18 protein-coding genes are annotated in these 21,270 nt (G+C 69.3%); 5 read left to right on the forward strand and 13 right to left on the reverse strand.

Annotated features, from left to right (window positions below):
* Nucleotides 1–2: 2 nt before the first annotated feature.
* From ACFY3J_RS06390 to ACFY3J_RS06440, 11 genes are all read right to left on the reverse strand, one after another.
* Nucleotides 3–968, reverse strand: a complete 966-nt coding sequence (locus ACFY3J_RS06390) for an ABC transporter permease (RefSeq protein ID WP_384171807.1) — start codon at nucleotides 966–968, stop codon at nucleotides 3–5.
* The gene (locus ACFY3J_RS06395) at nucleotides 961–1,884 is read right to left on the reverse strand and encodes an ABC transporter permease (protein WP_384171810.1); all 924 of its coding nucleotides are present in this window, start codon (nucleotides 1,882–1,884) and stop codon (nucleotides 961–963) included. Before ACFY3J_RS06395 ends, ACFY3J_RS06390 begins: the two co-directional genes overlap by 8 nt.
* A 6-nt stretch (nucleotides 1,885–1,890) precedes the next feature.
* The gene (locus ACFY3J_RS06400; RefSeq protein WP_390840410.1) at nucleotides 1,891–3,504 is read right to left on the reverse strand and encodes an ABC transporter substrate-binding protein; all 1,614 of its coding nucleotides are present in this window, start codon (nucleotides 3,502–3,504) and stop codon (nucleotides 1,891–1,893) included.
* 153 nt (nucleotides 3,505–3,657) lie between these two features.
* On the reverse strand, nucleotides 3,658–4,248 hold the full coding sequence (locus tag ACFY3J_RS06405) for a GNAT family N-acetyltransferase (protein ID WP_384171816.1): 591 nt from the start codon (nucleotides 4,246–4,248) through the stop codon (nucleotides 3,658–3,660).
* Between the two features lie 94 nt (nucleotides 4,249–4,342).
* On the reverse strand, nucleotides 4,343–4,798 hold the full coding sequence (locus ACFY3J_RS06410) for a VOC family protein (RefSeq protein WP_390840411.1): 456 nt from the start codon (nucleotides 4,796–4,798) through the stop codon (nucleotides 4,343–4,345).
* A 135-nt stretch (nucleotides 4,799–4,933) separates the two neighbouring features.
* Complete coding sequence (locus tag ACFY3J_RS06415) at nucleotides 4,934–6,094, reverse strand: ABC transporter ATP-binding protein (protein WP_384171822.1); 1,161 nt, start codon at nucleotides 6,092–6,094, stop codon at nucleotides 4,934–4,936.
* Nucleotides 6,087–7,133: an ABC transporter ATP-binding protein gene (locus tag ACFY3J_RS06420; RefSeq protein WP_384171825.1), complete on the reverse strand. Its 1,047-nt coding sequence runs from the start codon at nucleotides 7,131–7,133 to the stop codon at nucleotides 6,087–6,089. The genes ACFY3J_RS06415 and ACFY3J_RS06420 overlap by 8 nt, the downstream gene beginning before the upstream one ends.
* A gap of 51 nt (nucleotides 7,134–7,184) precedes the next feature.
* Nucleotides 7,185–8,108: an ABC transporter permease gene (locus tag ACFY3J_RS06425; protein ID WP_390840412.1), complete on the reverse strand. Its 924-nt coding sequence runs from the start codon at nucleotides 8,106–8,108 to the stop codon at nucleotides 7,185–7,187.
* Between the two features lie 33 nt (nucleotides 8,109–8,141).
* Entirely contained in the window at nucleotides 8,142–9,068 is a 927-nt protein-coding gene (locus ACFY3J_RS06430) for an ABC transporter permease (protein ID WP_384171831.1), read from the reverse strand.
* Between the two features lie 190 nt (nucleotides 9,069–9,258).
* Nucleotides 9,259–10,911, reverse strand: a complete 1,653-nt coding sequence (locus ACFY3J_RS06435; protein ID WP_390840413.1) for an ABC transporter substrate-binding protein — start codon at nucleotides 10,909–10,911, stop codon at nucleotides 9,259–9,261.
* Nucleotides 10,912–11,521: 610 nt separating this feature from the next.
* Complete coding sequence (locus ACFY3J_RS06440; protein ID WP_384171836.1) at nucleotides 11,522–12,112, reverse strand: hypothetical protein; 591 nt, start codon at nucleotides 12,110–12,112, stop codon at nucleotides 11,522–11,524.
* Between the two features lie 287 nt (nucleotides 12,113–12,399).
* Between ACFY3J_RS06440 and typA the strand changes: the two genes are divergently transcribed.
* Nucleotides 12,400–14,307, forward strand: coding sequence for a translational GTPase TypA (gene typA / locus ACFY3J_RS06445; protein ID WP_384171839.1), 1,908 nt, complete (start codon nucleotides 12,400–12,402; stop codon nucleotides 14,305–14,307).
* Between the two features lie 67 nt (nucleotides 14,308–14,374).
* Here typA and ACFY3J_RS06450 read toward each other — a convergent pair whose 3' ends face one another.
* Nucleotides 14,375–16,651 carry an ABC transporter family substrate-binding protein gene (locus ACFY3J_RS06450; protein WP_390840508.1) on the reverse strand — a complete coding sequence of 759 codons (2,277 nt, stop codon included), beginning with the start codon at nucleotides 16,649–16,651 and terminating at the stop codon, nucleotides 14,375–14,377.
* 329 nt (nucleotides 16,652–16,980) lie between these two features.
* Here ACFY3J_RS06450 and ACFY3J_RS06455 point away from each other — a divergent pair, with 329 nt between their 5' ends.
* The 4 genes from ACFY3J_RS06455 (at nucleotide 16,981) to ACFY3J_RS06470 (ending at nucleotide 20,922) form a co-directional block, all read left to right on the forward strand.
* Nucleotides 16,981–17,268, forward strand: coding sequence for a hypothetical protein (locus ACFY3J_RS06455; protein ID WP_361413207.1), 288 nt, complete (start codon nucleotides 16,981–16,983; stop codon nucleotides 17,266–17,268).
* Between the two features lie 81 nt (nucleotides 17,269–17,349).
* Complete coding sequence (locus ACFY3J_RS06460) at nucleotides 17,350–18,186, forward strand: hypothetical protein (protein WP_390840414.1); 837 nt, start codon at nucleotides 17,350–17,352, stop codon at nucleotides 18,184–18,186.
* Between the two features lie 25 nt (nucleotides 18,187–18,211).
* The gene (locus ACFY3J_RS06465) at nucleotides 18,212–20,155 is read left to right on the forward strand and encodes a fumarate reductase/succinate dehydrogenase flavoprotein subunit (RefSeq protein ID WP_384171845.1); all 1,944 of its coding nucleotides are present in this window, start codon (nucleotides 18,212–18,214) and stop codon (nucleotides 20,153–20,155) included.
* Nucleotides 20,152–20,922 (forward strand): succinate dehydrogenase/fumarate reductase iron-sulfur subunit, encoded by a 771-nt coding sequence (locus tag ACFY3J_RS06470; protein WP_390840415.1) that lies wholly within the window; start codon nucleotides 20,152–20,154, stop codon nucleotides 20,920–20,922. Before ACFY3J_RS06465 ends, ACFY3J_RS06470 begins: the two co-directional genes overlap by 4 nt.
* Here ACFY3J_RS06470 and ACFY3J_RS06475 read toward each other — a convergent pair.
* The gene (locus tag ACFY3J_RS06475; RefSeq protein WP_390840416.1) at nucleotides 20,919–21,260 is read right to left on the reverse strand and encodes a hypothetical protein; all 342 of its coding nucleotides are present in this window, start codon (nucleotides 21,258–21,260) and stop codon (nucleotides 20,919–20,921) included. The two genes, ACFY3J_RS06470 and ACFY3J_RS06475, sit on opposite strands and share 4 nt — an antisense overlap.
* Nucleotides 21,261–21,270 lie beyond the last annotated feature (10 nt).

Consider the following 21,270-nt stretch of genomic DNA (forward strand, 5'->3'; position numbering starts at 1 on the left):
CGTCACCTCAGCTTCGGGTCGAGGGCGTCGCGCACCGCGTCGCCGAGCATGATGAAGGCCAGGACCGTGATCGCCAGCGCCCCGGCGGGCCACAGCAGCGCGTGCGGGGCGTTGCGGACGTAGGGGGAGGCGGCGGAGATGTCGATGCCCCAGGAGACGCTGGGCGGCTTCAGCCCGACGCCGAGGTAGGACAGGGTGGCCTCCAGCGCGATGTACGTGCCGAGCGCGATGGTGGCGACGACGATCACCGGGGCGACGGCGTTGGGCGCGATGTGCCTCAGCAGGATGCGGGAGTTGGAGGCGCCCAGGGCGCGGGCGGCCTGGACGTAGTCGAGCTGTTTGGCGGTGATGACCGAGCCGCGCGCGATCCGGGAGATCTGCGGCCAGCCGAGCAGCACGATGAACCCGACGACCGGCCAGACGGTGCTGCTCGGCACGACGGACAGCAGGACGAGACCGCCGAGGACGACGGGGATGGCGAAGAAGATGTCGGTGGTCCGGGACAGCACGGCGTCCCCGGCGCCGCCGAAGAATCCGGCGATCCCGCCCAGCACCGAGCCGAAGAGCGCCACCCCGAGCGTGGCGCACACGCCGACCGTGACGGACGCGCGGGCGCCGTGGACGGTGCGCGTGTAGACGTCGCAGCCCTGGCCGTCGAAGCCGAAGGGGTGGCCGGGCGCGGGACCGTCCTGGGCTCTGGCCAGGTCGCAGGTGAGGGGGTTGCCCGAGGCGATCAGGGACGGCCGGATCGCGATGAGGACCAGGAAGCAGATCACCAGCGCGGAGAGGATGAAGACGGGGTTGCGGCGCAGGTCGCGCCAGGCGTCGGACCACAGGGAGCGGGGCTTGCCCTCCGGCCCGCCCGGCGCCCGCTCCAGCGTCGTCGCCTCGCTCGCCGCGAGGTCCATGGCACCGCCCATGCCGGTCCCGGCGATGACGCGCTCGGGCTCCTGCGGCTGCTCAGGCATAGCGGATCCTCGGGTCGAGTACGGCGTACAGCAGGTCCACGAGCAGGTTGGCGGCCAGGAAGACCACGACGAGGACCGTCACGAAGCCGACGACGGTCTGGGTGTTCTGCCGCAGGATGCCCTGGTAGAGCTGGTAGCCGACACCGTGGATGTTGAAGATGCGCTCGGTGACGATGGCGCCGCCCATCAGCGCGCCGATGTCGGTGCCGATGAAGGTGACCACAGGGATCAGGGAGTTGCGCAGCAGGTGCCGGACGACGACCCGGCGCCGGGGCAGTCCCTTGGCGACGGCCGTGCGCACATAGTCCGAGCGCCGGTTCTCGGCGATGGAGGTACGGGTCAGCCGGGTCACGTAGGCGAGGGAGACGGAGGCGAGGACCAGGCCGGGCACGATCAGCTCGCCGAAGGCCGCCACCGGGGACACCGAGGGTCTGATCCAGCCCCACTGGACGCCGAACAGCAGTTGCAGCAGCAGACCGGTGACGAAGGTGGGGACGGAGATGACGACGAGGGTGAGGACCAGGACCGAGGTGTCCACGGGCCGGCCCCGGCGCAGCCCGGTCAGCACGCCCAGGGTGATGCCGACGACGATCTCGAAGAGGATCGCGACGACGGTCAGCCGGATGGTGACGGGGAACGCCGACGCCATCAGCTGTGTGACGGGCTGTCCGTTGAACGCGGTGCCGAAGTCGCCGGTGAAGACGTTGCCCATGTAGGTCGCGTACTGCTGCCACAGCGGCTTGTCGAGGCCGAACTCCCGTCTGAGCTGGGTGGCCGTCGCGGTGTCGCAGGCGCGCTCGCCGCACAGTCCGGCGATGGGGTCGCCCATCACGTTCACCATCAGGAAGATCAGCAGGGTGGCCCCGAAGAACACCGGGATCATCTGGAGCAGCCGCCTGGCGACATACCGTCCCATGCCGGATCAGCCGACCCTGATCTCGTCGTAGACGGGGACGCTGAACGGGTTGAGCGCCACGTTGTGCAGCCGGTCGGAGTAGCCGGCGCTGCCGTTCTGGTACCACAGCGGGATGGCGGCCATGTTGTCCCGTACGACGCCCTCGGCCTGCTGGAAGAGCCCGATCGCCCGGGGTCTGTCGGTCTCGGCGTTGGCCCGGTCGACGAGGTGGTCGAACTGCCGGTCGGACCACTTGCCGTCGTTGGAGGAGGCGTCCGTGTAGTACAGCGGTTGCAGGAAGTTCTGGATCAGCGGGTAGTCCATCTGCCAGCCGGCCCGGAAGGGTCCGGTCATCCGGTGCCGGCCGATCTGGTTGCGGAAGTCGGCGAAGGTGCCGACCGGGTTGCCGACGCACGCCCTGTCGTTGCCGAGCACGTTGTTGATGGAGTTGCACACGGCGTCCACCCACTGCTTGTGCGAGCCCGTGTCCGCGTTGTACGTGATCCTCACCTGGCCGCCGGGGAGTCCACCGCCCTCCTGGACCAGCTTCCTGGCCCCGGCGGGGTCGTAGTCGCAGGCGTGGCCGCACAGGCCCGGCTTGAAGCCACCGGCCGTGCCGAGGACCGGTGAGGTCCAGTCGGTGGCCGGGGTGCGGGTGTTCCGGAAGATGGTCTCGGTGATCTGCTTGCGGTTGATGGCCATGGACAGGCCGGTGCGGACCTTGCGCGCCCCGCTGGTGTTCCACTTCGGGTCGTAGAACGGGAAGGCGAGGGTCTGCAGGATGCCGGCCGGGCTGTTGATGTAACGGCCGGCCAGGTCGGTCCGCACGTTCTTGAGCTGGCCGGCGGGGATGTCGTCGACGAGGTCGAGGTTGCCGGCCAGCACGTCGGTGTACGCGGTGTTGCTGTCGGTGTAGACCACGAGGGTCACGCCGTCGTTCCGCGCCTTGTCCGGACCGGGGTAGCCGTCCCACTTCCTGAGGGTCATCTGCGCGCCTCTGGTGTACGACTCGATGGTGTACGGGCCGTTGCCGACCGGCTTGCCCAGCCAGGCGGCGTGGTGGGTGAAGAAGGCGCGGGGCAGCGGGGCGAAGGCGGCGTATCCGAGGGTGTCCGGGAAGGTGGAGAACTTCTGGCCGAGGGTGACGGTGAAGGTGCGCGGGCCGGTGACCTTCAGCCCGGAGAGGGTGTCGGCGCTCTGCCGTCCGCTCTCGGGGTGGACCTTGTCGTAGCCCTCGATGTAGCCGAAGAAGTAGGCGTTCCTCTGGTTGTTCCGCAGGCTCGCGCCGTAGTTCCAGGCATCGACGAAGGACCTGGCGGTGACCGGTTCGCCGTTGCTGAACCGCCAGCCGTTCCTGACGGTGATGGTGAAGTGCCGCGAGTCGGTGGTGTCGATGCGCTCGGCGAGCATGTTCTCGGCCTTGGCGGTCTTCGGATTGTACCGCTTCAGTCCACGGAAGATCATGTCGAGCACCTTGCCGCCCTGCACCTCGTTGGTGTTGGACGGCTCCAGCGGGTTCTGCGGGTCGCCCCACGACGCGGTCAGCGCCTTGGCGCCGACGCCCGCTCCCCCGCCCCCGCAGGCGGCGAGGACGAGCATGGCCCCCACCGCCCCCGCGGCAGCGCGCGCGACTCCACGCATGGGTGCCTCCTCGGGATGCGGTGACCTGAGATATATCAGCACATAAGCCGCATATCACGTGGTCGCCGCACCGGGCACTCCCGCCGGACGGGTGGAAAGGTCCGCGGAGGACCGACTACGTCAGCGGCCGGGTCCTCGGCATCCTCGGCACGCTCAGACGAAGTCCGGGTACGGGTCCGTCGCGAGTCGCGCGTGGAGGTGGGTGTCGTCGTACGTGCCCGGCGCGCCCGCGGCGGGCAGAAAGCCGCGCAGCACGCCTTCGTACACGAAGCCGCAGCGGTCGGCGACCCGGCAGGAGGCCGTGTTGCCGACCGCGTGCCCCAGATCGATGCGGTGCAGACCGAGCCGTTCGAAGCCCCAGCGGACGCACAGCTCGACGGCCCGGGTCATCGTGCCGCGGCCGCGCGCCTCGGGCAGGAGCCAGTACCCGACCCCGGCGTGACCCATGCGGGGCTCTATCTTGTGGAGTTCCACGCTGCCGAGCACCTCTCCGGTGGCCGCGTCGGTGACGCAGTACGGCGCGAACGTGCCCTGTTCGAGAAGCGCGGCCCGCCTGGCGATGAAGGCCAGCGCTCCGGCCTCGTCCATGGGCACGGGCTGGGCCCCGGACCAGCGCCGCGACTCGGCGTCGTTCAGGCCCTTCAGCAGGGCCGGCACGTCGTCCTCGCGCCAGGCCCGCAGGCGCAGGCCGAAGCCGTCGAGTTCCGTGTACGGCAGGGCGTTCGCCGCCGCGGCCTCCGTCATGGGGTGCTCCTTGGGGACAGTAGGGAACCGGTCCGCCCGGCGCTGTGCCCGCCCGGCACGCGGACGTCACGCGGCACACGGACGTCGCTCGGCGTCACGGGTGCTCGCCGGGCGGCCCGGGGTCGGCTTCGTCCGGCGCGGCGTCGGCGTGCTCCCCGGCCGGCTCGGGGCGGGCCACGAGCTCCACTTCGAAGCCGTCGGCGTTCTCCAGGTAGGCGGCGTAGTGCCGGGGGCCGCCGGCGTACGGGTGACGGTCGGCGAACATCAGCGTCCAGCCGTGCCGGGACGCTTCGGTGACCAGGGCGTCGAGCCCGTGCCGCGTGGGCACATGGAACGCCAGGTGGTTGAGGCCGGGGCGGAGCCGGTCGTGCCGGTCCCCGCGGAGGGCCGGGGACCGCTCGATCACGAGGTAGGTGTCACCCGACCGCCAGCTCACCCCCGCCGGCCAGTCCTGGTACGGCGACCAGCCGAGCCGTTCGAGGAGCCAGCCCCAGCAGGCGCGGGCGCGCTCCAGGTCGGCCACCCAGAGCTCGATGTGATGCAGTGTCACCCGGTGGCTCTCCTCCCTGCGTTGCTCCGTGGCCTCGCCCGCCACCACGGAAACGGCCGGCCCATACGACTGGTTCCCGGCACCGCCGTGCGGTACCGGGAACCAGTCGGGGATCAGGCTCTGTCTCTCAGCAGGTCACGCCGCGCCGACGACGTCCTTCTCCTCGGCGAAGTGGCAGGCCGACTCGTGGGCCGCCGGGGAGTCCGAGCCCTTGAAGCGCTCGGGCACGGCGAGCAGCGGGACCTCCTCGGCGCACTTGTCCTGGGCCTTCCAGCAGCGGGTGCGGAAGCGGCAGCCCGAGGGCGGGTTGGCCGGGGACGGCACGTCGCCGGCCAGGATGATCCGCTCGCGGTTCTCCCGGGCGTCGGGGTCCGGCACCGGGACCGCCGACAGCAGCGCCTGGGTGTAGGGATGCGTCGGGTGCTCGTAGATCTGCTCGTCGGTGCCGATCTCGGCCATCTTGCCGAGGTACATCACGCCCACGCGGTCCGAGATGTGCCGGACGATCGACAGGTCGTGCGCGATGAAGACGTAGGAGAGGTTGAACTCGTCCTGCAGCCGCTCCATCAGGTTGATGACCTGCGCCTGGACGGACACGTCCAGCGCCGAGACCGGCTCGTCGCAGATGATGACCTCGGGGTTGAGCGCGAGGCCGCGGGCGATGCCGATGCGCTGGCGCTGACCGCCGGAGAACTGGTGCGGGTAGCGGTTGATGTACTCCGGGTTGAGACCGACGACGTCCAGCAGCTCCTGCACCTTGCGGCGCCGGTCGCCCTTCGGGGCCACCTCGGGGTGGATGTCGAAGGGCTCGCCGATGATGTCGCCCACCGTCATACGCGGGTTGAGCGAGGTGTACGGGTCCTGGAACACCATCTGGATGTTGCGGCGCACCGCCTTCAGCGCGCGCCCGGACAGCCGGGTGACGTCCTGGCCCTTGTAGAAGATCTCGCCGGCGGTCGCCTGCTCCAGGTTCATCAGCAGCTTGGCGACGGTGGACTTGCCACAGCCGGACTCGCCGACGATGCCCAGGGTCTCGCCCTGGTACAGGTCGAAGGAGATCCCGTCGACCGCCTTGACCGCGCCGACCTGCTTCTTGAACAGGATGCCCTGGGTCAGCGGGAAGTGCTTGACCAGGTTGCGGACCTGGAGGATCGGCTCGCCGCGTTCGACGGTCGCGTCGATCGCCGCGACCGCCTCCTCCTCGGAGGCCGCGTCGACGGTGTCCACCTCGGAGACGTTCGGCGTGGCGTCGTCCTTGGGCTCGTCGTCCTTCGCGAGCTTCGTCGGCTCAGCCATGGATCGTCTCCTTCCAGAAGTGGCAAGCGGAGCGGCGGCCGGGCAGCTCCGTGCCGTCGCGCTCGGTCACCGGCACCAGCGGCGGTGCGTCGGTGCGGCAGACGTCCTGGGCCATGCCGCAACGCGGGTTGAACGCGCAGCCCGGCGGGATCGCCTGCAGGTTGGGCGGCAGACCCTTGATCGCGTACAGCTCCTGGCCCTTGTGGTCCAGGCGCGGGATCGATTCCAGCAGGCCCTTGGTGTACGGGTGCGCGGGGCGCTTGTACAGCTCGTGCACCGGCGCGGTCTCGACGATCCGGCCCGCGTACATCACCGCGATCTTGTCGGCGACGTCCGCGACCACACCCAGGTCGTGGGTGATCAGGATCAGGCCCATGTTGTACTCGCGCTGAAGCTCCGCGAGGAGGTCCATCACCTGGGCCTGGACGGTCACGTCGAGAGCCGTGGTCGGCTCGTCGGCGATGATCAGGTCCGGCTCCAGGGCGAGGGCCATGGCGATCATGATGCGCTGGCGCATACCGCCGGAGAACTGGTGCGGGTAGTCGCCGACGCGCTGGGCGGCGGCCGGGATGCGCACGCGGTCCATCAGCTCGATGGCCTTGGCCTTGGCGTCCTTCTTGGACATGCCCTGGTGCACCCGGAACATCTCGCCGAGCTGGTAGCCCACCGACAGCACCGGGTTGAGCGAGGACAGCGCGTCCTGGAAGATCATCGCCATCTTGGCGCCGCGCAGCTTGCGCCGCTCGTTCTCCGGCAGGCTCAGGATGTCCTGGCCCTGGAAGAAGATCTCGCCCTTGGCGATCCGTCCGGGCGGGCTGTCCAGGATGCCCATGATCGCCTGCGCGGTGACGGACTTGCCGGAGCCCGACTCACCGAGCACGGCGAGCGTCTCGCCCGCACGGACACTGTAGTTGACGCCGTTGACCGCCTTGGTCACGGTGTCGCGGACCTTGAACTCCACGTGCAGGTCGCGGACTTCGAGGAGCGGCGCGGTCCCGTCCGCCCCGCTGTTGCTGGGGGCCATCTCCAGGCTGGTCATGCCGTCACCTTCATCGTGCTTGGTCACAGGGGTTCGACTCATGGCGGTACCTCACCGCAGCTTCGGGTCGAGCGCGTCGCGCAGGCCGTTGCCCAGCAGGACGAAGCCCAGCACGGTGATGACGATGGCGAGGCTCGGGTACGTCCACATGAAGTCCTTGACGCCCATGAAGTCGCGGCCCGCGGCGATCATGTTGCCCCACTCGGCGACCTCGGGGTCGACGCCGACGCCGAGGTACGACAGCGACGCCTCGGCCACGATCACGATACCGACGTTGCTGGTGGCGTACACCAGCACCGACGTCAGCGAGTTGGGCAGGATGTGCTTGCGGATGATCCGGCCCTGGCTCGCGCCCAGCGCCTTGGCGGCGTGCACGTAGTCCATCTCGCGCACGGAGAGGATCTGGCTGCGCAGCAGGCGGGCGAAGGTCGCCCAGGAGAAGATACCGAGCGAGAGCACGACGGGCAGCACGCCGCGACCCATCAGCAGGATGATGACGATGGCGCCGATGAGCAGCGGGAAGGCGAAGAAGACGTCGGCGACGCGCATGATCACCGTGTCGACCCAGCGGCCGTAGTAGCCGGCCAGGGAGCCCAGCAGGATGCCGATGGAGACGGCCACGAGGATCGAGGCGAGACCCACGATGATGGCGATCCGGCTGCCGTAGATGAGCCGGGAGAGCTGGTCACGGCCGAGGGAGTCGGTGCCCAGCAGGTGATCGCCGCCCGGGGACTGCAGCGTGTTCATCAGGTTCTGCTTGAGCGGGTCGTACGGCGCGATGAGCGGCGCGAAGATCGCGGTGAGGACGAGGATGACGATGATCGCCAGGCCCACCACCGCCAGCTTGTTGGCGAAGAAGCGGTGCCGGATGTCGGACCACTGGCTGACCCTGGCGACGCTGGGTTCGGCGTCCGGGCGCGCCGGGGCGGGGTCGGCCGTCGTCGGCTCTCCCGTGCCCGAGACGAGTTCGGTCATGGTGTGACTCCTAGAGGGGAACGACCCTGCGGGTCAGGCAAGGCGGATGCGCGGGTCGAGAGCGGCGTACAGCAGGTCGACGATCAGGTTCAGCACGACGAAGACCGCCACGCTGATCGTCACCACCCCGACGATGATGGGGTTGTTGTTCTGCTGGATCGCCTGGATCAGCGCGAGGCCGATGCCGTTCCAGTTGAAGATCGTCTCCGTGATGATGGCGCCGCCGAGCAGCGCGCCGAAGGAGATGCCCAGGTAGGTGATCACCGGGATGACCGAGTTGCGCATGATGTGCCGGATGAGCACCGTCCGGCGGGGAAGGCCCTTGGCGATGGCCGTCTTGACGTAGTCGGCGCGCAGTACCTCCAGCATCGTGCTGCGCGCGAGCTGCGCCACGAGGGCCGCGTCGATGATGGCGAGGGTGACGGCGGGAAGGACGATGGCGTCGAGGCTGTCGCCGGCGATCAGCGGGAACCAGCCCAGCTGGATCACGAAGATGCGCTGCATGATCATGCCGAGCACGATGGACGGCACGCCGATGGCCAGGGTCGTGAGGAAGGTCGCCGACACGTCCCAGACGGAGTATCTGCGCATGGCGGCGAGTACGCCGACCGAGATGCCGATGACGATGTCGATCACGATGGCCGCGACGGCCAGCTTCGCCGTGTTCCCGAGCTTCGGGCCCAGGATCTCGGTGACCGGGCGGTCCTGTGTGTAGTCCGTGCCGAGGTCACCGGTGACGAGCTTGCCGACGTAGGTGCCGTACTGGACGACCAGCGGCTTGTCGAGCCCGTACTGCTTGTGCATCTCCGCGATGACGGCAGGGTCACGCGCCTTGTCGCTGCCGGCGATCTGACCCACCGGGTCGCCGGGGATCACGAACAGGCAGGCGAACAGAATCATCGTCGCGCCGAGCACGACCACGACGAGCTGGCCCAGCCTGCGGACCACGTACCTTCCCATAACTGCCTCTCTACCTCGCTGCCACTTCCTCAGCAGCTCCCTCGCGCCCCGGCATGTGGGGGGTGGGGTGGGGGCGGGAGGGGTGGATCACACCGCTCCCGACGGTCGGCGGGGGGTCGTGGGGTTCGAGCTGAAGCTCGAACCCCACGACCCCCCGGTTGCCGGATTCCGCGCCGAGCGCGGCGACCCGTTACTTCAACTTGACGTCAACGAGGCTCGGGTTCTCGTGGAAGTCCATCGTGAGGTCGTTGAACTTCTTGGTGTTGGCGAGACGCAGCTGGTGCCGGTTCCACAGCGGGATCAGGGCCATGTCGTCCATGGCGACCTTCTCCGCGTCCTTGTAGATGGCGTTGCGGCCGGCCTCGTCCTCGGTGCCGCGGGCCTTGGCGAGCAGGTCGTCGAACTTCTTGTTGCTGTAGCGGCCGCGGTTGTCACCGGTGACCTTGCCGGTGTCGTCCTTGTTGATGGACGCGGTGGCCAGCAGCGGGTACAGGAAGTTGTCCGGCGTCGGGTAGTCGGCACCCCAGGCGAAGCGGTACAGGCCCGTCGCCTTCGGCTTCTGCTGGTCGGCGAGCAGCTCGGCGAACGGCTTGCCGGTGGCCTTCACCTTGACGCCCAGGACTTCCTCGAGCTGCGCCTTGACGGCCTGGATCCACTCCTCGTGGCCCGCGCCCGTGTTGTAGCCGAGGTCGATGGTGGTGCCGGGCTTCAGGCCGCCTTCCTTGGCGAGCTGCTTGGCCTTGACCGTGTCCTGCTTGACGCAGGAGGTGCACAGGTCCTTCTGGTACACGTCCTTGAACGCCGGCGGCAGGATCGTCGTCGACTTGCTCTGCATGTTCTGGAAGACGCCCTTGATGATGGCGTCCCGGTCGATCGCGTAGGAGACGGCCTCGCGCGCCTTCGGGTTCTTCATCGGGCCGTTATCCGTGATCGGCAGGAGGTAGTTCATACCATTGGTGTCCTGCTCGATCCACTCACCCTGCGGGTCGTACTTGGCCTTGGCGGCCGGCTGCTGCGGGGTGGGCATGCGGGCCCAGTCGTACTGACCCGACTGGAAGCCCTGGTACTCCAGCGTCACGCCGTTGTTGGAGTTGAGGATGTCGATCTGCACCTTGTCGAGGTGGGCCTTCTCCAGGCCGTAGTCGTCGTTGCGGACGAGCGTGATCGACTTGTTGTGCTCCCACTTGCCCGACATCTTGAAGGGGCCGTTGCCGATGGGGGCGTCGTTGTACGCCTTGTTCTTCGCGTCGCCCGCGACCTTGGGGACGGGGCTGAAGACCGAGTGCGTGAGCTTGACGTAGAACTCGAAGTCCGGCTCGGACAGCTTCACCTGGAGGGTGTACGGGTCCGGGGCGCTCAGGCCGGACATGGTCGTGGCCTTGCCGGCCTGCACGTCGCCGAAGCCCTCGACGCCGCCCATGTGGTACGCGACGTCGGAGGCGGCCGACTTCTGCGCCACACGGTTCCAGCCGCGGATGAACGACTCGGCGTCGACCGCCTCACCGTTGGTGAACTTGGTGTCCTTCTTGATGTTGAAGGTCCAGGTCTTGCCGTCGTCGCTGACCTTCTTGTCGGTGGCCAGCGCCGGAACGACCTGGCCGTCCGCGGTCGGCGAGTACAGACCGGTGAAGAGGTTGGTCGTGACGAGGATGCCCTCGGACTCCTGGGCGTTGTACGGGTCGATGGCGACCGGCTCGGTGATACCCATCCGGAAGGTGCCACCGTCCTTGCCGGAGCCCTTGCCGCCATCGCTGCTCTTGTCGTCGCCGCCTCCGCAGGCGGTCGCAGCGAGGGCTATGACGATTGCACCAGCGACCCACTTGGCGCTCCTGGCACCACGCATGGGTTCCTCCTCTGAGTCCTATGTTCACCGCAAGGCGGAGCACACGACATCCCGCGGTCACGAAGAACGGGGAAGGTCAGATGCACCCGCAACGCTCGTGAGTCGGCGCCTCCTGCAGCGCATGACCCGTCGACCCGAGCTCTACGCGCCTAACTATCTGCCATCGCTCACCGGTGGGACCACTGCCATTCGGTCTCGGTTCGATCACACCTGATGTCTACATCTTCCAAAATCCGGACAAACCGTTTGGCGAAAGATCCCTGCGAAACGGACTTGTTACACAACTATCGGGATCGAGTGTCCGGATAGCGGACGACCTGACGGCAAATCAGTTGCGCCCGTCGACACAGTCGTGCTCGCGGCACCGCGAGCGGGATGAACCGGGACACACCCACCGAAGGGCAGGCACATTTGCGCCACCCTAGTGCCGCGGAGTCGCTGATGCGATCCCTGAGCGGCCCCCCGGCCGCTCCCTAGGGAAAACCCTCTATCCGCTGGTCCCGCCTGCGAACGCGCCGCGGCCGGGGCTCCTCGCGGAACCCCGGCCGCGGCCGGGCGCGCACCGCGCCGGCGGTGCGCCCCGATCAGCGGGCCCGGCAGGGCCCAGGGGTCAGCAGTACCCCTTCTTCGCCGCGAGCTTCACGGTCCCGCTCTTCGGCTTCTCGCTGCACTTGACGGCGCCCTCCGCCTGGACGTTCCAGCTTCGGGCCTTGCCGTAGCCGACCTTGGTCCAGCCCGTGCCGTTGCTGTTGCAGGTCTTGGCCTTGTAGTAGCCGGAGGCCTTCTTGACACCGCTGAAGACCACGTAGGTCCCCGGCTTGTTGAAGTTGAAGGTGACCGACTCGCTCGTCTCCTTCGTCTTCTCCCCCGCCTTGGTCAGGGTCCCGGAGACATGGGCATCCATGCTGGAGATGACCCAGCCGGCCGAGTAACTGGCCCCGCCGGTGATCTCCCGGCCGGAGCTGACGGTCCTGCGGTAGGTCGCGGACTTGGTGTAGGCGCCGGTGCCTCCGCTGGGGATGTTGATCTGCTTGGCGTGGGTGATCACCCAGGCGTTGCTCAGGCTGGACCAGGTCGCGGACTTGTAGCCCGGCTCACACACCAGGGGCTTGGCGCTGGCCGAGGTCACCGGACCGAGCACCACGATCGACGCCGCGGCCAGACCCGTGGCCGCCACCGCCGACATGAACTTCTTGGTCACTGTCTTCTCCCCGTTTCAACTGGCCCGGCCGGCTGGTCCCGGCCGGGCGGCCCCCCGCCGAATGACGAGGTCAGGTCAAAGTAGACAGTCGTGATCCAAGGGACACCAGCGACTTGAGGGAAACCTGAGCTTGCGGCCGGTTGCGGCCTTCGCGCCGGTCTGGGACGACGGCGGGGTGATGGCACCCCGTACCATGGGGTGAGGCCGTGGCGTGTCCCGCCCGGCAGGGCCCGCGTAACACCGACGTACGCGCAGGTCGTCCGCACACTTCGGGAGTACGCCTCACTATGGCCACGCGCCACGACATCCGCAACGTCGCCATCGTCGCCCACGTCGACCACGGCAAGACCACCATCGTCGACGCCATGCTGAAGCAGGCCGGCGCCTTCGCCGCGCACCAGCTCGACCAGGTCGACGACCGCATGATGGACTCGAACGACCTGGAACGTGAGAAGGGCATCACGATCCTCGCCAAGAACACGGCGGTGAAGTACCACCCCAAGGACGGCGGGGAGCCCATCACGATCAACATCATCGACACCCCCGGCCACGCCGACTTCGGCGGCGAGGTCGAGCGCGGCCTGTCGATGGTCGACGGCGTCGTCCTGCTCGTCGACTCCTCCGAGGGCCCGCTGCCGCAGACCCGCTTCGTGCTGCGCAAGGCCCTCCAGGCCCGGCTGCCCGTGATCCTCTGCATCAACAAGACGGACCGGCCCGACGCCCGCATCGACGAGGTCGTCAACGAGGCATACGACCTGTTCCTGGACCTGGACGCCGACGAGGACCAGATCGAGTTCCCGATCGTCTACGCGTGCGGCCGGGACGGCATCGCCTCGCTGACCAAGCCGGAGGACGGCACGGTCCCCTCCGACTCCAGCAACCTGGAGCCGTTCTTCTCCACGATCCTCCAGCACATCCCGGCCCCCGTCTACGACGAGGCCGCCCCCCTCCAGGCGCACGTCACCAACCTCGACGCCGACAACTTCCTCGGCCGTATCGCGCTGCTGCGCGTGGAGCAGGGCGAGCTGCGCAAGGGCCAGACGGTCGCGTGGATCAAGCGCGACGGCTCCGTGCAGAACGTGCGGATCTCCGAGCTGATGATGACCGAGGCGCTCACCCGCAAGCCCGCCGAGAAGGCCGGCCCCGGTGACATCTGCGCCGTCGCGGGCATCCCGGACATCATGATCGGCGAGACCCTGGCGGACACCGAGAACCCGGTCGCGCTGCCGCTGATCACGGTCGACGAGCCGGCGATCTCCATGACCATCGGCACCAACACCTCCCCTCTGGTCGGCCGCGGCGGCACCGGCAAGGGCGCCGACGCGAAGGCGGCCGTCAAGGACCGCAAGGTGACCGCCCGCCAGGTCAAGGACCGCCTGGACCGCGAGCTGATCGGCAACGTGTCGCTGCGCGTGCTGGAAACCGACCGCCCCGACGCCTGGGAGGTGCAGGGCCGCGGCGAGCTGGCGCTGGCCATCCTGGTCGAGCAGATGCGCCGCGAGGGCTTCGAGCTGACCATCGGCAAGCCGCAGGTGGTCACCAAGGAGGTCGACGGCAAGGTTCACGAGCCGGTCGAGCGCATGACGGTCGACGTGCCCGAGGAGCACATGGGCGCCGTCACGCAGCTCATGGGCGTGCGCAAGGGCCGGATGGACAACATGTCCAACCACGGCTCCGGCTGGGTCCGCATGGAGTTCGTCGTGCCCTCCCGGGGTCTGATCGGCTTCCGCACCGAGTTCCTGACCCAGACCCGCGGCACGGGCATCGGCCACTCCATCCACGAGGGCTTCGAGCCCTGGTTCGGCACGCTGCAGACGCGTAACAACGGCTCCCTGGTCGCCGACCGCTCCGGCGCCGTCACCGCCTTCGCGATGACCAACCTCCAGGAGCGCGGCGTGCTCTTCGTGGATCCGGGCACCGAGGTGTACGAGGGCATGATCGTCGGCGAGAACTCCCGCTCCGACGACATGGACGTCAACATCACCAAGGAGAAGAAGCTCACCAACATGCGGTCGTCGTCGGCCGACTCGTTCGAGGCGATCGTCCCGCCGCGCAAGCTCTCCCTGGAGCAGTCGCTGGAGTTCTGCCGCGACGACGAGTGCGTCGAGGTGACCCCGGAGGCGGTCCGCATCCGCAAGGTCGTCCTCGACCAGCGCGACCGCGCCCGCGCCGCCAGCCGCGCCAAGCACGCCTGACCCTCGGGCACGACGACACCGGCAGGCGCCGCTCTCCGGAGCGGCGCCTGCCGGCGTGTTTGCGGCGTCAGCCCTTCGGCGACCCGCCGCCCGACGGCTGTGCCCCCTTCTTCAGGAAGCCCATGTCCTCGTAGACGGGGGTCTGGAAGCCGAAGGCCCCGACGTTCACGAGGTTCTTGCGGACGGCCGTCAGCTGGGGACGCTGGTAGAGGGGGATCGAACCGGCCGCCGCCCAGATGCGGGCGTCGGCCTTGCGCAGCAGGCCGGCCTGCTCGCCCTCGTCCAGGGTGGTGATGGCCTGGTCGAAGAGCTGGTCGACCTGGTCGGTGCCGACGCGGGTGTAGTTCTGCTGGACGTTCAGGGAGCCGTCGGCGGCCGGTACGGGCTTGGCGTAGATGGGGCGGGCGTCGGTGGCCGGCCAGGCGGAGGCGGGCCAGGAATACAGCGCGAGGTCGAACTGCCCGGAGGCGATGTGGTCCCGGAAGTAGCTCTCGTCGGGGACCCTGGTGATCTCCGTGCCGACGCCGACCTTCTTGAGCATGGCGGTCACCCGGTCGGCCACCTTGCGCAGCGTGTCCGAGCCGGGGCCGGAGGGAACCACGAAGCGCAGCGTGAGCGGCTTGCCGTCCTTGGCCAGCGGCCCGGCGGCGGCGCCGGGCCGCGGCGCGGCGGTGCCCTTGGGGGCGTAGGCGCCGGGCGGGCCGCCCTGCTTGAGGTGGTCGTTCGTGTAATGCCTGCCGTCCTGGGCGAGTTGCCTGGCACCCTCGTCGCCCGGCCCGCGCTGCTCCTGCCGGTCCTTGTGGTCCCGCTCCTGCTCGCTCGGGCCGGGTGCCTTGCCGTCCTCCACGTGGTCGTTCCGGCCGACGATGTACGTCCCGTCACCGTCCCCGGCGGAGTTCTGTGATCCGTGCCCCTCGCCGCCGGCCGCCTTGTCCCCTTTCTTGGGCTCCTTGGACTCCTTGGGCTCCTTGGACTCCTTGGGGGCCTTCTGCTCCTTGACCGGGCCGGGCACCCAGCCGGCGTCCGCGAGCAGGTCCCGCGCCTGGGCGGCGTCATGGCCGCCGAGGGCGTCGCTGTTGTCGGCGTAGGCGTTCTGGCCGGACACGGCGAGGTGGCTGCCGACCGGGACCGCGGGCAGGCCGAGCGGCTTCAGGACGATCTCGGCGAGTTCCTTGCGGTCCAGCGCGTGCGCCACCGCGTGGCGGACGCGCTCGTCGGCCAGGGGGCCCTCGGAGCCGTTGAGGGCGAGCTGGGTATATGCGGGCTCCAGGGACTTGCGCACCTGGAAGTCGCGCAGCACCTGCTGCTGCCGCAGGTACGTGGTGAGCGACGTGCGCTCCGCCGCCAGGGCGCGGCGCTCGCGGTCCGCCGCCTTGTCGTCGGATCCGTGCAGCACCGCCCAGGAGAGCAGCGCCCTGGCGGCGGTGCGGCCGCCGGCCGGGCCCTGGAGGGGGCTGCCGCCCCGGGCGCCGGCGGACGTGATCCGCGGGACGTCGGCGGGGTCGATGTCGGCCACGTCCACGGAACCCTCGGCGAGGGCGGCGGCCCGCTTGTCGCGCGGCACCTCGTGCAGCACGATCTCGGACAGCTTGACCGAGTGGCCCCACCAGCGCGGGTTGCGGCCGAGGACGACGTCCTTGGTCTTGGTGTCGATCTTCTGCACGGCGAACGGTCCGGCGCTGACCGCCAGCTTCCTGCGGGCGCCGTCGTTGAAGGCGTTCGCGGTGCCCATGACGTCCTTCGGGTACAGCGGCGAGAACAGCGACCGCCAGTCGGCGTAGGGGCGGGCGAAGGTGACCCGGACCTCCAGGTCGTTGGCGCCGCGCTCGATCTTCTCGATGCGGTCGTACCCGGCGTTGCGGGCGGTCCAGTACGCCGAGTTCTTGCCGGACAGGGCGCGCCACTGGGCGGCGAAGTCCGCGGCGCCGATCTCGCGGCCGTCGCTCCAGACGGCCTGCTGGTTGAGCCGGTAGACGACGACCTGCTTGGGCTCGGTCCCGACCACCCGGGCGGACTCCAGGTAGTCGGCGTCGGGCTGCGGGTGGCCGTTCGCGTCGAGCCGGAACATGGTGGGCAGCACCGCCTGGGCGATGCGGGTGGTGCCGGCGTCGGCGTCCGCCTGGAAAACGTTCAGCGTCTGCGGCATCGAGTCCACCGCCCAGCGCAGCCTGCCTCCGTCGGCGATCTGCTTGCGGGCTGCGGGCGCGATGTCCTGGGCGGCCAGCGGCTTGTTGCCCTCGTCGTCCGAGCCGCAGCCGGCGAGGAGGGGCACCGCGAGGGCGCCCGCGGTCAGGAAGGCGACCGAGCGCATGACCGCGCGCGGACCGACACCGTCGTAGGACATCTGCGCTACCTCCGTGGAGCCGCTCCCGCCGGTGGCACGGGTGGGGTTTGATCGCATTTGGCGGTATTTTGGTGTTCATCAGATCTACGGCCCACTGAAGAGGAAAGGGTTCGTCAGCCGGAGGCGACACGGCGGAGCGGGTCCGGAAGGTCACCCGTTCGGCGCAGGTGGTCCCCGGCGCACACAGAGCGCGTGCGGGCGTGCGTGTGGGATGTGCAATCCGCCAATCGCGGCACATCCCTTCCCACCGACAGGTGTGACGCGCAACACTCGCAGGCGCATGAACGTTGCCGCCTAGGGCTGTACGCCCATGGAAGCGAGGTCACGTCATGTCCGTGCACGACGACCTGACGTCGGTACAGCGAGCCCTCGACGATCTACTGCGTTCGGTGGGCCGACTGGAGCAGCAGCTCGGTGGCGGGCTGGAGATACGCCGCGTGCGTACCGACGCCGACCACCTGCGGGAGAGCGTCGCCCTGCTGCGCGAGGCCTCCCAGGGCCAGGCCGCCCCCCAGCGGCCCTCGCTCGTCACCATCTCCGACGCTCCCTACGACGTCTCCCTGTGGACGGACTCGGACGACGAGGGACTCGGCGCCCGCGACCGCCACGCCCCCTGAACCGACCGCGCATGACCCGAAGGGGCTCGACACCGGCTCCAGTGCCCCGGAGGCGAGCCCGACAGGAAGGTGCGTCCCGCATTGGCCACAGGTACGGAACCTCCCGGCACACAACCCCATCCGCTCGGCGGCGGTGTCCGCTCCCCCGGGCGGGCCGCGATCGCCGCCCGGCATCTGCGGACCGACCGCTGGTGGCTGGCGCCCGCCGCCACCGCGGCCGGACTGCTCGCGTTCGTCGTCTACTCGACCTGGCGGGCCTTCGCGAACACCCACTACTACGCGGCGCCGTACGTCTCGCCGTTCTACTCGCCGTGCCTGGCGCAGAACTGCCGGACCATGCACGCGGGACCCAACGCCGACCTGTTCGGCAGCTGGTGGGCGATCTCCCCGGCGATCATCATCCTGATCTTCCCGCTGGGCTTCCGGCTGACCTGCTACTACTACCGCAAGGCCTACTACCGGGGCTTCTGGGCGTCCCCGCCGGCCTGCGCGGTCGCCGAGCCGCACCGGAGGTACACCGGTGAGACCCGCTTCCCGCTGATCCTGCAGAACGTCCACCGGTACTTCTTCTACGCGGCGATCCTGGTCGCCGGCGTGCTGACCTACGACACCGTGCTGGCCTTCCGCGACCAGCACTACCGCTGGGGCCACATGGGCCTCGGCACCCTCGTCTTCCTGGTCAACATCGTGCTGATCTGGGCGTACACGGTCTCCTGCCACTCCTGCCGGCACATCGTGGGCGGCAAGCTCAAGCACTTCTCGAAGCATCCGGTGCGCTACCGCCTCTGGCAGTTCGTGAGCCGGCTGAACGCCCGCCACATGCAGCTGGCCTGGGCCTCGCTGTTCAGCGTGGCGCTCGCCGACTTCTACGTGTTCCTGGTCGCCTCCGGCGTCTTCGACGATCCGCGGTTCTTCTGATGAGTACGACGAGTGGGGCCTTGTGATGACCGTGGTGGACCGGCAGGAGTGGGACGTCGTCGTGGTGGGCGCGGGCGGCGCCGGGCTGCGGGCCGCGATCGAGGCGCGCGAGCGCGGGGCGCGTACCGCGGTGATCTGCAAGTCGCTGTTCGGCAAGGCGCACACGGTGATGGCCGAGGGCGGCATCGCGGCGGCCATGGCCAACGTCAACGAGCACGACAACTGGCAGGTCCACTTCCGCGACACCATGCGCGGCGGCAAGTTCCTCAACCAGTGGCGGATGGCCGAGCTGCACGCGCAGGAGGCGCCGCAGCGGGTGTGGGAGCTGGAGACCTGGGGCGCGCTGTTCGACCGTACGAAGGACGGCCGGATCTCGCAGCGCAACTTCGGCGGGCACGAGTACCCGCGCCTGGCGCACGTCGGCGACCGTACGGGCCTGGAGCTGATCCGGACGCTCCAGCAGAAGATCGTCTCGTTGCAGCAGGAGGACAAGAGGGAGACCGGGGACTACGAGTCCCGTCTGAAGGTCTTCCAGGAGTGCACGGTGACCAGGGTCCTGAAGGACGGCGACCGTGTCTGCGGGGTCTTCGCCTACGAGCGCGAGTCCGGCCGCTTCTTCGTGCTGGAGGCGCCCTCGGTCGTCATCGCGACCGGCGGCATCGGCAAGTCGTTCAAGGTGACGTCCAACTCGTGGGAGTACACCGGCGACGGGCACGCACTCGCGCTGCTCGCCGGGGCGCCACTGCTGAACATGGAGTTCGTGCAGTTCCACCCGACGGGCATGGTCTGGCCGCCGTCGGTGAAGGGCATCCTCGTCACCGAGTCGGTCCGCGGCGACGGCGGGGTGCTGCGCAACTCCGAGGACGAGCGGTTCATGTTCGACTACATCCCCGACGTCTTCAAGGAGAAGTACGCCGAGTCGGAGGAGGAGGCGGACCGCTGGTACGAGGACCCGGACCACAACCGGCGTCCGCCGGAGCTGCTGCCCCGTGACGAGGTCGCCCGCGCGATCAACTCCGAGGTCAAGGCGGGCCGCGGCTCGCCGCACGGCGGGGTGTTCCTCGACGTGTCGACACGGATGCCGGCCGAGGTCGTCCGGCGCCGGCTGCCCTCGATGTACCACCAGTTCAAGGAGCTGGCCGACGTCGACATCACGGCGGAGCCGATGGAGGTCGGGCCGACCTGCCACTACGTCATGGGCGGCATCGCGGTCGACTCCGACACGGCGGCCGCCCGCGGGGTGCCGGGGCTGTTCGCGGCCGGGGAGGTCGCGGGCGGGATGCACGGCTCCAACCGGCTCGGCGGCAACTCGCTGTCCGACCTGCTGGTGTTCGGGCGCCGGGCCGGGTGGCACGCGGCCGAGTACGCGCAGGGGGCGGCGCGCGAACGCCCGGCCGTGGACGGCGCCCAGGTGGACGCGGCGGCCGCGGAGGCGCTGCGGCCGTTCTCGGCGGAGGGCGCGCAGGGCGGGGCACCGGCGGACGGGCCGCCGGAGAACCCGTACACCCTGCACCTGGAACTCCAGCAGACCATGAACGACCTGGTCGGCATCATCCGCCGCGAGGGCGAGATGGAGCAGGCACTGAAGAAGCTCGCCGAGCTGCGGGTGCGGGCGCGGCGGGCCGGGGTCGAGGGGCACCGGCAGTTCAACCCCGGCTGGCACCTCGCGCTCGACCTGCGGAACATGCTGCTGGTCAGCGAGTGCGTGGCACGGGCCGCGCTGGAGCGCACGGAGTCCCGCGGCGGGCACACCCGCGAGGACTGCCCGTCGATGGAGCGCGCCTGGCGCCGGATCAACCTGCTGTGCCGGCTGACCGACCCGACGGGCGGGCTGGCGGCGACGGACCCCGTGCGCGGCCAGATCACCCTCTCCCGGGAGACCACCGAACCCATCCGCCCCGACCTGCTCGCCCTCTTCGAGAAGGAGGAGCTGGTCAAGTACCTCGCCGAAGAGGAGCTGTACGAGTGAGCAGCTATGAGGCCCGCTTCAAGGTGTGGCGGGGTGACGCTCGGGGCGGGGGCCTGGAGGACTTCGCGGTCGAGGTCAACGACGGCGAAGTCGTGCTTGACATCGTCCACCGGATCCAGGCCACCCAGGCGCCGGATCTCGCCGTGCGCTGGAACTGCAAGGCGGGCAAGTGCGGTTCGTGCTCCGCGGAGATCAACGGGCGGCCACGGCTGATGTGCATGACCCGTATGTCGGTCTTCGAGCCCGAGGAGACGATCACCGTGGCCCCGCTGCGGACCTTCCCGGTCGTGCGTGATCTGGTGACGGACGTCGGCTACAACTACGCCAAGGCGCGCGAGGTTCCGGCGTTCGTCCCGCCGGACGGTCTCGGTCCGGGCGAGTACCGCATGTTCCAGGAGGACGTGGACCGGCCGCAGGAGTTCCGCAAGTGCATCGAGTGCTTCCTGTGCCAGGACGTGTGCCATGTCGTACGCGACCACGAGGACAACAAGCGGGCGTACGCGGGCCCCCGCTTCCTGATGCGCGTCGCCGAACTCGACATGCACCCGCTGGACGCCGCCGCGGACACCGGCCTGGACCGCAAGCGGGCGGCCCAGGACGACCACGGGCTCGGCTACTGCAACATCACCAAGTGCTGCACGGAGGTCTGCCCCGAGGGCATCAGGATCACGGACAACGCGCTGATCCCCTTGAAGGAAAGGGCCGTCGACCGCAAGTACGACCCTCTGGTGTGGCTGGGCTCGAAGATCGGGCGGCGGTCGTCCTAGGTCCCGTCCTGGGGGCGGTTCAGGGAGTCCGTGCGGGCGGGGCGCTGGGACAGGTACTGCAGGAACGTGCCCAGGAAGAACACGGCCATGCCGACGAGCGCGATGTTGAAGTGGGCGGCCGGCCTGCTGCTGAGCGGGCCGAGGCTCAGGAACGCGCCCATGCCGACGGCGGCGGTCAGTGAGCCGTACCCCCACAGCTTGGGCCGCAGGACCTTTTTCCAGCCGACCGGCGGCACCCAACCGGTCGTGATCGCCGCGATCCCGATCACGGCCGCCCCCGTCACGGCCACGACGGCCAGCGCGGTCGTCGCCATCGCCATCCACTCCATACCGATCATCCTCCCATCA

This window comes from Streptomyces sp. NPDC001231 (genome assembly GCF_042896885.1).
Taxonomy (GTDB): Bacteria; Actinomycetota; Actinomycetes; order Streptomycetales; family Streptomycetaceae; genus Streptomyces.